Origin of the sequence: Methanobrevibacter ruminantium (assembly GCF_016294135.1) — an archaeon.
GTDB lineage: Archaea > Methanobacteriota > Methanobacteria > Methanobacteriales > Methanobacteriaceae > Methanobrevibacter > Methanobrevibacter ruminantium_A.
Map to the genome: position 1 here is coordinate 21,623 of NZ_JAEDCO010000015.1, position 15,191 is coordinate 36,813.

General features: G+C 33.2%; 12 protein-coding genes. 8 read left to right on the plus strand and 4 right to left on the minus strand.

Annotated elements, in window-relative coordinates:
• Positions 1 to 7: 7 nt before the first annotated feature.
• The gene (gene cobQ / locus VW161_RS04975; RefSeq protein WP_304086357.1) at positions 8 to 1,663 is read right to left on the minus strand and encodes a cobyric acid synthase CobQ; all 1,656 of its coding nucleotides are present in this window, start codon (positions 1,661 to 1,663) and stop codon (positions 8 to 10) included.
• A gap of 495 nt (positions 1,664 to 2,158) precedes the next feature.
• On the opposite strand from cobQ, the gene lonB reads away from it, so the two are divergent.
• The 7 genes from lonB (at position 2,159) to VW161_RS05010 (ending at position 10,199) form a co-directional block, all read left to right on the plus strand.
• On the plus strand, positions 2,159 to 4,045 hold the full coding sequence (lonB, locus tag VW161_RS04980) for an ATP-dependent protease LonB (RefSeq protein WP_304086399.1): 1,887 nt from the start codon (positions 2,159 to 2,161) through the stop codon (positions 4,043 to 4,045).
• 267 nt (positions 4,046 to 4,312) lie between these two features.
• Positions 4,313 to 4,795 carry a hypothetical protein gene (locus VW161_RS04985; RefSeq protein WP_304086354.1) on the plus strand — a complete coding sequence of 161 codons (483 nt, stop codon included), beginning with the start codon at positions 4,313 to 4,315 and terminating at the stop codon, positions 4,793 to 4,795.
• Between the two features lie 311 nt (positions 4,796 to 5,106).
• Complete coding sequence (locus tag VW161_RS04990) at positions 5,107 to 6,204, plus strand: hypothetical protein (protein ID WP_304086351.1); 1,098 nt, start codon at positions 5,107 to 5,109, stop codon at positions 6,202 to 6,204.
• A gap of 366 nt (positions 6,205 to 6,570) precedes the next feature.
• Positions 6,571 to 7,491: a ribose-phosphate diphosphokinase gene (locus tag VW161_RS04995; protein WP_304086349.1), complete on the plus strand. Its 921-nt coding sequence runs from the start codon at positions 6,571 to 6,573 to the stop codon at positions 7,489 to 7,491.
• A gap of 215 nt (positions 7,492 to 7,706) precedes the next feature.
• A complete protein-coding gene (hypA, locus tag VW161_RS05000; RefSeq protein WP_325192758.1) occupies positions 7,707 to 8,090 on the plus strand; it encodes a hydrogenase maturation nickel metallochaperone HypA in 384 nt (127 codons plus the stop codon).
• Positions 8,091 to 8,272: 182 nt separating this feature from the next.
• On the plus strand, positions 8,273 to 8,992 hold the full coding sequence (gene hypB / locus VW161_RS05005) for a hydrogenase nickel incorporation protein HypB (RefSeq protein ID WP_304086344.1): 720 nt from the start codon (positions 8,273 to 8,275) through the stop codon (positions 8,990 to 8,992).
• 175 nt (positions 8,993 to 9,167) lie between these two features.
• Complete coding sequence (locus VW161_RS05010; RefSeq protein ID WP_304086341.1) at positions 9,168 to 10,199, plus strand: DUF354 domain-containing protein; 1,032 nt, start codon at positions 9,168 to 9,170, stop codon at positions 10,197 to 10,199.
• Between the two features lie 54 nt (positions 10,200 to 10,253).
• On the opposite strand, the gene VW161_RS05015 is transcribed toward VW161_RS05010, so the two are convergent.
• The 3 genes from VW161_RS05015 to VW161_RS05025 are packed head-to-tail and all read right to left on the minus strand — an operon-like array spanning position 10,254 to position 14,447.
• The gene (locus VW161_RS05015; protein ID WP_304086339.1) at positions 10,254 to 10,856 is read right to left on the minus strand and encodes a MarR family winged helix-turn-helix transcriptional regulator; all 603 of its coding nucleotides are present in this window, start codon (positions 10,854 to 10,856) and stop codon (positions 10,254 to 10,256) included.
• Entirely contained in the window at positions 10,853 to 12,640 is a 1,788-nt protein-coding gene (locus VW161_RS05020) for an ABC transporter ATP-binding protein (protein WP_304163037.1), read from the minus strand. The genes VW161_RS05015 and VW161_RS05020 overlap by 4 nt, the downstream gene beginning before the upstream one ends.
• A gap of 1 nt (position 12,641) precedes the next feature.
• Positions 12,642 to 14,447, minus strand: coding sequence for an ABC transporter ATP-binding protein (locus VW161_RS05025; RefSeq protein ID WP_325192759.1), 1,806 nt, complete (start codon positions 14,445 to 14,447; stop codon positions 12,642 to 12,644).
• A 250-nt stretch (positions 14,448 to 14,697) separates the two neighbouring features.
• On the opposite strand from VW161_RS05025, the gene VW161_RS05030 reads away from it, so the two are divergent.
• Complete coding sequence (locus tag VW161_RS05030; protein WP_304105546.1) at positions 14,698 to 15,189, plus strand: type II toxin-antitoxin system antitoxin SocA domain-containing protein; 492 nt, start codon at positions 14,698 to 14,700, stop codon at positions 15,187 to 15,189.
• Positions 15,190 to 15,191: the final 2 nt, after the last annotated feature.

Genomic DNA, 15,191 nt, shown 5'->3' on the forward strand with positions numbered 1-15,191 from the left:
TCTTTTTTTATTCATCAAAAATCAATTTATCAATATAATCCATATCAAGAGCTTCTTCTACGATATTCGCTAATTTTTCAAGTGAATTCTCTACGCTTGTTTCGAATGGATCTTCACCAATTCTTTCTTCAAGCCCTTTCCTTTTTCTCAAATAATTTAGGAATTCTCTTCTTATATTGTAGTTATTGAAGATTCCATGGAAATAGGTTCCAAATACATTTTCACTGTATGCTCCATCGAACTGGTCATTGTCATTGTTTCCAATTCCCTTTTCTATCTTAAATAATGGGTTTGCACTTATGAGATTTGTAGTTCCTTCGTGCAATTCATATCCTGTAACCTCTTCACCATTGATTTTTGAAAAGATTTCATGGAACATGCCCTTTTTATCAGAAGCAGTATCAATTTCAATCTTAGCTAAACTCTGCTTTACAATCTTGCCTTCTCTTATGAACTCGCTTTCGATATCCAAAAGACCTAATCCTTCAACTTCATCAAGCTTTGATTCCTTATGGTCCTTATCATAAATCTTGTTTCCCAATATTTGGTATCCTCCGCAGATTCCAATGATCGGTATTTTAGACTCATTTGACAATTCCCTGATTTTCTTTGCCAATCCAGATTTTTCCAGTTCCATGATGTCTTCAGTTGAGTTTCTTGTTCCAGGTAAGATCAATGCATCAACATCCTTTATCTTTTCCTGATAGTTATGGACTTCAATCATTCTCACTTCGACATCATCCTCTGTGTCAAACGGATCTATATCTGTAAAATTGGCTATTTTTGGAAGCTTGATGACTCCAATGATTATATGGTCATCATTGCTTTCGAATTCCTTGGTCCAGTCATGTTCCTTTAATGATGCGGAATCTTCTTCAGGAAGCTGCAAGTTCTCTGCATAAGGGACTATTCCAAGTACAGGAACTTTGATTATTTCTTCCAATCTTTCAATTCCGGAGCATAACAATTCCTGTTTTCCTCTGAATTTGTTTATGATAACTCCTTTGAATCTGGACCTGTCTGCATCATCAAGCAATAGGAATGTTCCAGCTATTGATGCAAATACTCCTCCCTTATCAATGTCTCCAACAAGAAGAACATTTGCATCAGCTATTTCTGCAGACCCCATATTTGCAAGGTCTCCTTCCCTTAAGTTAATTTCAGCAGGAGATCCGGCACCTTCCATAATGATTATGTCATAATCTTTCTTTAAGTTGTTTAATGAGTCTATTACAGCTTCTTTTGCCATGATCCTATAATCTTCATCATCCATTAGATTCTTGTCAATGTCCTTTTGGGTAGCTTTTGTCTTGTCATACTTTCTAAAGAAGTCCTTGTTTCCAACTGCTTCACCTTGAATGATTACCTGTGAACATGATTCGCCCTTAGGCTTTAATAAAATAGGGTTCATGTCTACTGTAGGCTCTATGTTTGCAGCTTTTGCCTGCAATACCTGTGCAATGGCAATTTCCTTGTTTTCCTTTGTAGTGTATGAGTTTAAGGACATATTCTGTGATTTGAACGGTGCAACCTTATATCCTCTTTTTGTATATATCCTACAAAGCGCTGCAACGATTAAACTCTTTCCTGCATTGGAAGCAGTTCCTTGAATCATTAAACATTTTGTCATAATCTTACCCAAATTCTTGTATATTAGTTTCATTTGTTTTTTATAAAATATAAATTTTATTTGATTTGTTTATCTTGAGGTTCTAATTTTGATTTTCATGTTCGCTTATTTTAGTTAATAAAAGTTACTAAAATACAAACCTTTTTATATAACTAAAATCATAAAGTTATTAAGCATGTAGTTTAATATATATTAATATAATGAAATATTGAGGTAATTTATAAATTTAAAGCTTTATTTAAAAAACAATGGTGTCATATTAACTAGAAATTAAGTAAAATCAAAATATTTAGGAGGTTTCATATGGAAGAAGATAAAGTAATGGCTACAGAAGTGGAAGAGTTAGAGTCTAAAGAAGAAATCGTAGACTCCCCTGTAGAAGACAATATAATTGATGAAGCTGAAGAAACTGATAAAGTTGCTGATGCTGATGCAGTTGAAGAAATTGCAGAAACCAAGGTAGAAAATAAGGATTCCCTTGAAGTCGAATTTGTTGAAGATGATGAAGGAAATCGCAGAATCAAACCTATGCTTGATTATGATTCAATTTCAAACACTGCTGATATAGAAGTGCCTCCTTTGCTTATTGATCAGGTTATTGGTCATGAAGAGTCTGTTGAGACTATTAAAAAGGCAGCGAAACAAAGAAGAAATGTTCTTCTTATAGGAGACCCTGGTGTAGGTAAGTCAATGTTAGCTAAAGGTATGGCTGAATTATTGCCTCCTGAAGTGCTTCAGGATGTTTTGATTTATCCAAATCCGGAAGACAGCAATTATCCATTGATTAGAACCGTGCCAGCAGGTCAAGGTAAAAAGATAGTTAAGGCAAACAAGGCTAATGCCAAAAGCGGTGATGAGAAAAAGATGATGATTACCATGTTCGTCACTGCAGCCATTTTCGTTCTTGGATTGATGTATCAAAGAATATTTGAAGCTATTATTGCTGCACTTCTTGTTATATTCATTTCAATGCAAATCAAGCCTAGAGTTTCCAATAGTGCACCCAAATTGTTAGTGAACAATGGAGATAAAAGATTTGCTCCATTCATGGATGCTACTGGAGCTCATGCAGGTGCATTGCTTGGTGATGTAAGGCACGACCCTTACCAATCTGGGGGTCTTGGAACTCCTGCACACGAGCGTGTTGAAAGCGGTATGATCCATAAGGCACACAAAGGGGTTTTATACATTGACGAAATTGGTACAATGAGCATGAAAACTCAACAAGAGCTTTTATCTGCAATGCAAGAGAAAAAATATGCAATCACTGGTCAAAGTGAAAACAGCAGTGGTGCAATGGTTCGTTCTCAAGCGGTTCCTTGTGATTTTGTTCTTGTAGCTTCAGGTAACATTCAAGTTCTCGAAGGTATGCACATTGCAATGCGTTCAAGAATCAGAGGATACGGTTATGAAGTATTCATGAAAGATTATATGGAAGATACTGAAGAAAACAGAAGAAAGCTTGTCCAATTCGTAGCTCAGGAAGTCAAAAATGATGGAAGAATTCCACACTTTGCTACTGATGCGCTTGATGAAATCATTTTGGAAGCTAAACGTAGAGCAGGCAGAAAAAACGCATTGACTCTTAGATTAAGGGAGTTAGGTGGTTTAGTACGTTCCTCTGGAGATGTAGCCATTGAAGAAGGTGCAGATTTAGTAACTGCGGAGCATGTTGTAACCGCAAAAAGGTTTGCAAGAACCTTAGAACAGCAAATTGTTGACAGGTCCATCGTACAAAGAAAAGAATACAGTGTATTCCATTCATCAGGTGGAAAAATCGGTATGGTTAATGGTTTGGCTGTTATGGGTGATAGGAGCGGTATTGTCATGCCAATCGCTGCTGAAATGGCTCCTGCAAACAGTAAGAATGAAGGTAAAATCATTGTAACTGGTAAGCTTGGAGAAATTGCATTGGATTCAGTTCAAAATGTAAGTGCAATCATTAAGAAATACACTCAAGTTGACATTTCCAACCACGATATTCACGTTCAATTCCTTCAAAGTTATGATGGAGTTGAAGGGGACAGTGCAAGTGTTTCAATAACTGCAGCTGTAATCTCTGCTGTTGAAGGAATTCCTATTGACCAATCTGTCGCACTCACAGGTTCCTTAAGTGTTCGTGGAGATGTAATGCCTATTGGTGGAGCTACTGCTAAGATTGAAGCAGCAGCAGAAGCAGGTATTAAGAAAGTTTTACTTCCTAAATCCAATATGGATGACGTAATGCTTGAGAAAAAGTATGAAGACATGATTGAAATCATTCCTATTGAAACCATTGAGGATGTTTTAGAAAATATCTTAATCAATGGTAGCAAAAAGGAAAGGTTAATTAAGAAAATGAGAGAAATCAGTGGTGCTGTAACCAGTAAAGTATCTGCTGACTCTATGGCTTTGTCTAATCCAAGTCATAATTAATCTCTTAATTTTTCTAATTTTTTTATTCTTTTTTTATCTCTTTTATTATTTTTTAACTTTAATTTTCTTTATTTTAATGATTTCTTCTTATAATTGCTATTTTCACTTATTTTTATTGTTCTATATGCAAAAAGTTTATATATTAAAAATGTGTTATAATAATAATTAGATGTAAAAACATCTTATAGCAAATATAATAGCAAAATTATAAGAAATTCATTTTTATCAATTGACGTTTTCAATTTGATGAATTATGGTGGTGATAAAATGGCAACTACATTAAAAAAAGCTGTAGGTATCATTGCTGTTGTCGTTGTTTTGTTTTTAGCGATAACTGCATTTTCTGGTATTTTGATTTTAGCTCAAGACGATACTGAAGGAGGAATTCCCGGAGTAGATATGGCTGCTTTATGGAGTATAAATGGAGGTTTTACTTGGATTTATCCTGGAAGTTCACATAATGCAAATGGTCATACCCTTCATAACATTTATATGACTGATAATCCTTATCAAGATGCTAAAGAGATTATGGAATATACTTATGGTGTAAGCCCTCATGTTTTAGTGATCATTAACGATCAGGCAGCTGCACACATTTTTGGAGACAATATTTTAGATACTATCCGTCAACATGACTGGGTCGAAGGAAACTCTCGTGGGGATGCTGTTGCTATAAGTATTACACATGTAAACCCATTACCGATTATTCCAGATATCTTGTTAGGTAATATTAAAATCATGTTAATTTAATAGTTTTGAATCCTTTTTCAAAACAAACTTTTCTCTTTCTTTTTTTATTTTTTCTATTTTTTAATAATTTTTTCTATTTTTTAATAATTCTTTCTATTTTTTAATAATTCTTTCTTTTTTTTAATAATTTCTCTATTTTCCCTAATTTTTAATAATTTTTTCTAATTTTACTAATATTTAAATACTTAATTAAATAAAAATAATGATGTATATATAATCTTAAAAGTTATTTTAGATATTTTAAAGATTATTTATTATTCAGTTTACAAATTAAAAACTTAAAAAATTAAAATTATTCATTGTGTGATTTCATGTTATTGATAGCTCAAAATCATTTTCAACTTATAGTCGAAGTAGGTTTGATTTTACTTGCTACCATGATATTTGTTCTAAATCTAGTTCCTTTTTCATTAAGTGTAGTTACTTTCCTATCCCTATTCTTATCTGGAGGATTTGCAATTTTATTCGGAGCGGATTTAGCATTTCTGATATTGTCATTTGGTCAGCATGAATTTACTCACCCATTCGGCCCAATTGCTCTTTTAGCTATTATAACTGCATTAGCTTCGCTGAAGGTGATGGAAGAGTCGGGGGTTAATGTAGCGCGGCTGAAAAGGATAGTTTATATGCTTCTTGCAGCAATTACTATCTTTGGAGGAGCAATGCATAGATCTTTCTTATTATTATGGTTTGTTGGTTTATTCATAGGATACACTATTATTTCAAAATCCTTTAGACAAAAATCCATTCTTACATTGAGAAGAATCGGAATGTTCTTTGGAGCAGCATTAGTTGCTTTTGGAATATTAGAGATAGTTGCAAGAATCAGTGGTATGGAAGTTTTCTCTCCTGTGCTTAGGATTTCAAGACTTGCAGCAAATTCATTATCCAGTTTAAAATTAGTAGTTGAAAATACTTGGTTAATTGGGCATGACCCTGCATCCTCTTACTGGTCAAATAGTTCCGGATTTGCTGATGGTTATATCAGTTTGCCAATGCAATTCATATTAATGTTTGGTTTACCGTTCCCTCTCTTCTTTGGTCTATTGGTAACCAGAAAGGATACAATCGATTATATGCTTCCAGGTATTTTTGGTTATGCTTATGACTTTGGATATCTCACATTCTTGATATTGCTCTTAATAGTTTTAGGAACCATTATCGTTGGATTAATGATTTTAAGGGAATACAGGCATAAAAGAGAAAGTAAAAATAGGAAATACCTTGGTAAAGAGGTTCTTTTAATTGGTTCCCTTACCGGTTTTGTTTCCCAAGCAATCATTGGTCTTTTCTTATTCAACAGGACTGTAAACGGTATGGCTTTACTGACATTCATGTTCTTGGGATCCTTAGTATTGGCTCATACTGTATCCATTAGAAGAGACAGCAATGAAGCTGTAAGCAGATAAAAAATAATTTTTCTATTTTTTTACTTTTTTTACTCTTTTTTACTTTTTTTTACTTTTTTTATTTCAAAAATCTTTTTTTTTTTCTGATTTTTATTTTGCCTTTTTTATTTTACTTTTTTTAACTTTTCACTATTTTTAATTCTTTGTTTTATTTTTGCTATTTTTTTTAAAACTTTTTTAATTTTCAGTTTAATTTTACACTTTTTGTTTTTCTAATGGATTTTTATAAAAATATTAACTATTGATGTTCTGATTTTTTTAAAATAGTAATATTTAATTATAAACATTTATAAAGATATTAGTATATTATTAATTGGATTAATTAATAAAATTTTATGATTAACTACAATAATTTTGGTGATTATTTTGATAATTGGTGGTTCAGCATCACAAAAATTGGCAGCAAACGTTGCTAAGGAATTAGGAGAAACCTTATGTCCTCTTGAAACTAAAAAATTCCCAGATGGAGAAAGGTATGTTAGGATTAAAGGGGAAGTTGAAAAGAATGTTACAGTTATTCAATCAACCGGTTTTCCTCAAGATGAAAATTTAATTGAATTGTTATTTATACTTAGAACTCTTAAAGACTTAGGTGCAGAGCATATTAAAGTGGTTGTCCCATATTTGGGTTATGGTAGACAGGAATTAAGATTTAAAGATGGGGAAGCCATTTCCGCTCAATTGGTATCCAACTTGATTGAAGAATCCGGTGCAGATGAATTCATTTCAATCAACTTGCATGAAGACAGTGTCAGAGACTTCTTCAACATTCCAACTGCAAACCTTTCTGCTATGGCACCAATTGCAGAATACATTGCTGACAAGGTGGAAAACCCTATAATCATCGCTCCAGATAAAGGTGCTTTAGGATTTGCAGAGGAAATAGCTGAAATTCTCGGCTGCAATTGTACCTATATGAGCAAAGTCAGATTAGGTCCTGACAAGGTTGAAACCAGAATCGTTGATGTTCAATGTGATTTTGACACAGAAGATCTTGATAAGGTTAAAAAGGATTCTAAAGTTAACATTGATTCTGTAGCTGGAAAAGAAGCAGTCATCATTGATGACATTATTGCTACCGGTGGAACAATTGTAAATGCAATAGGTATCCTAAAAGAGCATGGTGCAAAATCTGTAGATGTCTGTTGTGTTCACCCAGTGCTTGTAAATGATGCTGTTTTAAAGATCATGGCTGCAGGAGCTCGTGACTTGTCAAGTACAGACACATTGAAATCAGATGTTAGCTGCATCTCTGTAGCTAAATTGATTGCTGATGCTTTAAGATAAATTTAATAACTTTTTTTATTTTCTTTTATTCTCTTTTAATTTCCCTATTTTTTCAATTAACTCTCTTTTTTATTCATTTAATTTTTTTTTTTTTTAAAAAGTATTACTTACGAATTAGTTAAATAATAATTGTTTGATTAATCAACAATAGTTTTATATTATATTAATTAAAATATTATATTATAATTTAATTAATTTATATTTGGAGATATTGAATGCACGAATTTGCTATGGCTCAAGGGATTTTCAACACAGTTTTAGAAACTGCACGGGCTAATGATGCAATTGAAGTTACTGAAATGGTTATTGAAATTGGAAAGTTGGCTATGTTAAATCCAGAACAATTGAAGTTTATGCTCGGTGTTATGTGTGAAGGTGAAGAATTAACTAAAAATGCCGAGATGATCATTAAAACTGTTGATGTTGAAATTAAATGTCACAATTGTGGCTTTGAAGGTATAGGTAATGTTGATGATAGTGACCACTATGCACCTATGATTTTATGTCCTGAATGTGAAAGTCATAGGGTTCAAGTCATAAATGGTAAAGACATTACCGTTAGAAGCATTAGTATTGAAAAAGAGGATGATGAAAATTAGTTAAATTCTTCTTTACCCCTCCATTAAAATTAGTTAAAAATTCACAATAGAAAATTCTATTGGAATACTTAATATTTCTTTTGATAATTTCAATACTTTTTTAATAAAATACTAAAAATATTGTCCAAATTTTTAAAATTATTAAACTTATTATAAAATTACATGTTTTGAAGGTGAATCATATGCATAAGATTGCAGATGTAGAGATAGCAAAGAATATTATGGATGCTAATGACAGATTAGCACATAAGAATTTACATTTATTGGAAGACCACGATATATTTTGTATAGACTTCGTAGGAGCTATTGGATCTGGTAAAACAGCTCTTATTGAAGACTTAATTGATAATCTTGATGAGAAAGTCGGTGTACTTGCAGGAGATATCATAAGTGATTTTGATGCTGACAGAATCAAATCCCACAATGCACCTGTTGTCGGGTTGAACACTGGTACAGAATGTCACTTGGATGCCCATTTGGTGGGCCATGGTTTAGGTGACCTTCCTCTTGATGATATCGATTATCTTTTCATTGAAAATGTAGGTAATTTAATCTGTCCTGTTGACTTCCAATTAGGTTCTCATATGAGAATTGTTGTTGTCAGTGTTACTGAAGGTGATGACACTGTAGAAAAACACCCTTACATTTTCAAAGACTCTAACTTGATTATCATCAATAAGATTGATTTAGCTGATGCTGTTGGTGCAAGCACTGATAAAATGGTTGCTGATGCTAAGAAACTTAATCCTGATGTAAAAGTCATTACAACCAGCTTAAAAGAAGGTAAAGGATTAGATGAAGTGATTGAAGCTATTAAAGATGCTAAATCTCACGAAGCTGAACATCACCATCATCATGACCACGACCATGAGCACAGTCATGATCATGACCATCATCATTAAATCCAAGTTTTTTGACCTTCGGTCAAAAACCTTGACCAAAAACCTTTTCAATGGTTGTTTTTAACCATCTTTTTTATTCTTTTAATTTATTTTCATTATTTTTCGCTGTTTTTTATTTAATTATTACTAAAATTTATTAAGTATTACTAAAATAATATTTATAAAAGGTGATTTCATGAAAATATGGATTGATATATCAAATGCTCCTCATGTAAGATTTTTTAAAGATGTCATTAAGTATTTTGAAAATGAGGGAGAGGATGTTTTAGTCACTGCACGTAAATTCGGTGACATTCATAAATTAATGGATATGTATGATATTGATTTTGTATCTGTAGGTAAGCATGGGGTCACATTGGAAGAAAAGCTTAAGGAAAGTGCACAGCGTGTTGTGGACTTGGCAGACCTTGTTTCCGGTGAAAACTTTGATGTGGCATTGTCAAAGCATTCCATTGAACTTCCAAGGGTAGCATTTGGTCTTGCAATTCCAAGTCTTTTTGTTCTGGATAATGAGCATGCAATGGCTGCAAATAAGTTGACTCTTCCATTATGCAGCAAGATTATAGTTCCAAGCATTATCGATGAATGGAAATTAATGCAGTATGGTGCAAATCCAAATGATATCATCAAGTATAACGGAACTTCCGAGCTTATGCACTTTAACAATTTTAAGTTTAATGAGAATGTCTTTGATGATTTGGGATTAGACTTGCCACTTCAAAAGACTATCTTAATGAGACCTGAACCGTCTCTTGCTTCTTATTTGAATACTGATTGCAGAAAATCTGTTTTATCTCCAGTTGTAGATGTCCTAAAGGAATATGCTAATATTCTTATTCTTCCTAGATTTAAAGAGCAAGCAGAGATTTTTGAAGGAATCAAGAATGTAACAATCCTTAAGCCACCTGTTGACACTTCAAGCATAATTAAGGCATGTGATCTTGTAATTGGTGCAGGTGGAACAATGAATAGGGAAGCGGCTATTCTACAGACTCCTGTCATTTCATGTTATCCTGGAGACACATTATCTGTAGACCAGTTTTATGTGGATAATGGTTTGATGTATAGGACAACTGATTTAGAGGATATTACTCAACAGGCATTAAGCTTTATAGTAAATCCTCATGAACCAATTGAACTTAAAACAGACAATTTATTTGAACTTATTGTAAATAAGACTCACGAATTAGGAAATTCTAAAAAGTAAGTTTTATTAATTCTTTTTTTATTCTTTTTTATTTATTTTTCAGATTAGGCAAGGCTATTTTTTATCACAATTAGACAATCCTGCCCATTCTTCATGAGGCTTATATTCCTTAAAGTATTTTTCAAAGATTTCCTTTCTGTGTTTAATTATCTTTTCATACTTTTCAGGGTTTTCATCCTTGAATTTATTATGAAGCGCTATGGTTAAACGATTCAAATATTCATTCAGATTTTCCTTTTCCTCTTCACTTAAAGTGTCAAAGATGTCAATGTCCTCATGATTTTTGAATTCAATTGCTCTTCCTTCTTCTGTCAATTCAACAAGCAAGACCCTTTTGTCTTTAGGGGATGGAACTTTTCTGATGAAATTTTGCTGTTCTAGCTTATTTAATGTTTCATTAAGGGAAGTGACACTTATATTCAATATTTCGGCCAATTCCTTAGTGGAAAATCCATCTTTCCTTTTTAAAAAACCAATTAACCTGCCTTGTCCCTTAGTAATGCTTTTCATTTCGGGATTTTGCTTTTTATTTCTCTTATCCAGAATTTCATTTATCATAATGAATTTATGGAACAATAATTGATTATTCACTTGATTAGGATTAAAATGATTGATATGGCCTTTCAAATCTTTATCTGAATTATTTTCCCCATTCATATGATATTCTCCTTTCTTTGTGCATTCAAGGTATTGTAGTAATATCCTTTTTGCTCCAATAGCTCTTCATGTGAACCTTGCTCTATGATATGTCCATCTTCAATTACAATTATCTTGTCTGCATTTCTGACAGTTGACAATCTGTGAGCAATGATTAAGCTTGTTCTCTCTTTCATCAGCTTATCCATAGCTTCTTGGATGATTTTTTCCGTTCTTGTATCAACTGAGGATGTTGCTTCATCTAAAATCAGTATTTGCTTGTTTGAGAGAATGGTTCTTGCAATTGTCAGGAGTTGCTTTTGACCATGGGAGATATTGTCCGCATCTTCGTTAAGCTCACTTTCGTATCCTTCAGGGATTTGCCTTATGAAATGGTCTGCATGAGCCTCTTTTGAAGCGTTTATGACTTCTTCTTCAGTGGCATCCAATTTACCATAACATATATTGTTGTATATTGTGTCATTGAATAGCCAAGTGTCTTGAAGCACCATTCCTACAAGAGATCTTACGCTATGCTTGTCGTAATTATTGATGTTCACGCCATCAATCTTTATCTCACCGCTATTCAGGTCATAGAATCTCATGAGCAGTTTCACTATTGTGGTCTTTCCTGCTCCAGTTTCTCCTACAATAGCTATTTTCTCCCCCTTCTTGACTTTGAATGAAAGGTCCTTGATTACTGGCTCATCTTCGCTGTAACCGAAGTTGACATTTTCAAAGCTTATCTCATCATTGATTTCCTTGATTTTCTCTTTTGAAGGGTTTTCTTCAATCCTTATTTCAAGGAACTCGAATATTCTTTCACTTGCTGCCATTGCAGTCTGTATCATGTTCATTATTCTTGTAATCTGTTCAATAGGTGTTGTGAAGTTTTTGGAGTATTGGATAAATGCCAAAATGTCTCCAACGCTTATTGCTTTCTGGAGTACGAGAACCGCTCCAAGAACTGATATGATCACATATTGCAGATTGGAAATGAAATGTACAAAAGGACCTGATAGACTTGAAAAGAACTTGGATTTCCATTCCTGTTCATACCAATTCTCATTTTCCTCTTCAAAGATTCTCATGGATTCCTTTTCCTGATTGAATGATCGAATGATTTCATGTCCTGTAAATGATTCCTCAATTTGCCCATTCAGGTTTCCCCTATACCTTAGCTGCTTTAGATAGTAATCCTGTGAGTATTTGGTTATGTAGGTTATAATCAGGAAAGCGATTGGGACCAATATGATTGTAGTGAGGGTTAGCCATAGATTAATGGAAAGCATCATCACTGTAACCCCTATAATTGTAATGACTCCTGTCAACAATTGGTTGAATGTTTGGACAATTCCTGTTTGGAGAGAGTCTACATCGTTTGTGATTCTTGATAAGATGTCTCCTCTTGTATTTATGTCCAAATCACCCATTGACAAGTGAGTGATCTTTTCAATCAAGTCCTTTCTAAGATTATAGCTGATGTCAGTTGTTATGTCCAAGAGGAGATAACTTTGAAGATATGAGAAAACTGCACTTATGATGTATAGAATCACGATTGCAATGAGCAGATTGATTATATGATTCAAATTCATATTTCCGGAGTTTATTCCATCAAATATTGCAGTTGTAGCAAATCCGATTAAAAGAGGGCTTATCACTGAAAACACTGTTGATATGATTCCACAGATAACTGTCAAGCTTAGCTTCAATTTATATCCTGTCAAGAGAGAGAATATGTTCTTTATTGACTGCTTAGCGTTTGCCGGTTTTTCAGGAGGTGCTCTTCGTGGTTTTCTTGCCATATCATTTGCCTCCTGCTGTTTTCTTAAGGTAACTTGTATCTAGAACATAATTAGAGGATTCCTCATTATCATACAATAAGTCTTTTGAACGATCTATTTGTGAGGATACGATTTCTCTATAGATATTGCAGTTTTCATTAAGGTAATCATGGCTTCCCTTATCTATTATCTCACCTTCATCAAGAACAATGATCTCATCTGCATCCATGATTGTTGAAATCCTTTGTGAAACAATGAGCATTGAGGAATTTTCCTTTAGGCTTTTCAAGTTCTCTTTCACTTTTGCTTCAGTATTCATGTCAAGTGCTGAGAAACAGTCGTCAAATAAGTAGAAGTCACGTTTAGCCAATATTGATCTTGCAAGTTGAAGACGTTGCTTTTGCCCTCCAGAGTAATTGGATGCCCCTTGTGAAACTCCATCATCCAAGCTTTCTATAAAGTCAACTTCTGCCATTTTCAATGCTTTTTCTATCTCTTCATCACTTGCATCCTCTTTTCCGATAAGCATATTTGACCGTATTGTTCCTTCAAAAAGGATTGCCTTTTGAGGAGCATAAGAGATTCTTTCTCTCAAGGTTGTTAATTTATAATCCTTGATATTCTTGCCATTGACTAGAATTTCACCGCCAGTCACATCCTGAAGACGAGGAATAAGATTTAGGATTGTTGATTTACCGCTTCCAGTTCCACCAATTATTGCAGTGGTTTTTCCCTTTTCCAATTTGAAATTGATGTCTTTCAAGGTTTCCTTTTCACTTCCAGGATAACTGTAGGTCACATCTTTAAATTCAATTACGGGATTGTCATTTATGGTATTGATTGGGCCATCGCTGATTGTTATTTCTGTATTTATCACTTCAGCTACACGTCTTCCTGATACCAAAATCCTTGGAATCATGACAAGGAATCCACCCATCATTAAAAATGCCATAACGATTTGAGTAGCGTATTGGATGAATGCTATGATTGTTCCAGTTAATATTTCACCTTGGATTGCATCGTATGCTCCGAAGTATAAGATGAGAACTATCATTAGGTTCAAGAGTAAAGTCATTGCAGGCAATAACACTAAGAGTATTCTGAATACATTCAAGTTCACTGCTTTGAAGTCTTCATTGGTCTTTCTGAATCTTTCCTCTTCATAGTCCTGTCTTACGAATGCCTTGATTACAGGTATTCCCATCAATATTTCCCTTGATGTCTGGTTGATCTTATCAGTCAATTCCTGCATTACCTTGAAGTATGGAACGGTTCTGATGAATATTATGACAAAAGGTATGATTGCTGCAGCAAATGTCACTGCAATGATCCATAAAAGGTTGGTTCCAAGTTCCATTGCCTTAAGTATGCTCCCTATACCTAATATTGGTGAAAAGAGTATTGTTGTAAAGAACAGTCCTAAAAAGATTTGTATTTGATATACATCGTTTGTATTACGTGTAATGAGTGATGCTCTTGATATCTTGTTCAATTCAAAGTTTGAAAATTTCAATATATTCTCATAGCTTATTTTTCTTAAATCCCTTCCATAAGCTGCTGACACTTTGCTTGAGAAGTATGAAAGTCCTATTGTAGCTAAAACCCCTATCAAGACCATAGCCATCATCATTGTTCCTACGCTTATTATGTAATTGAAGTCTGTGTTCTGTATACCGATATCTACAATGTCTGCAGTGTATTTAGGTAGGGTAAGGTTACAGTAAACATCAATGAGTAGGAATGCAACAATAAGAATAAGTGGAATTATGCTCTTTTTTAAAGGGCTAAGAAGCTTTCCTATAGTTTTTAGTGTTTTTTTAAAATCCATAATTTTATTTCCATAATTTTTTTTAAAGGTACCTTTAAATTATTTTTCTATAGGTACCTTTTAATTTTACATTATATAAATATTTTCAATTGTTTTTCATTAATTTTCACGTGCTCTTTCTTTTCTTTTAATAGCAAGTTGAAACTAATATTCTAGTGTTCATATGGTTACTCTTTTTTAATTTACAATATTAAATTTGAATCATTTTATTTGGTTTATTTGATTATTGAATTAATGATTGGTGTTTAAATTGGATTTTAAAAAAGAAAAGTACATAAAAATTATACTATACATTATATCACGTTGCACACATAAGGAAAACCTTGGAAAAACGGTAATTTCAGTTTTGCTCTATTTCATTGACTTCAATTATTATGAATTGTATGGCGAATCATTAACCAATGAGATTTATCTTAAATCAAGAATTGGGGTAATTCCCAAACATTTCAATGAGAATATGAATCAGCTGATAAGGTCTCATAATCTGTATTATAGGCAAGAGGTCTACTATTATTACCTAATCAAAAGATATTACCTAAGACAGATTCCATTGTTTAACTTTACTGGAGAGGAACAAATGGTTATTGATCATGTCATTTATGAGTTAAGTGATTTCAGCGCTACGGATCTGTTGATTTATCAAAGAGGGGATATGCCATATAAATTATCTAATCTTGACTGTGAATTGGATTATAATCATGTGTTCTATAGAGATGAGCTTTATTCTGTCCGCAAGTATTGATT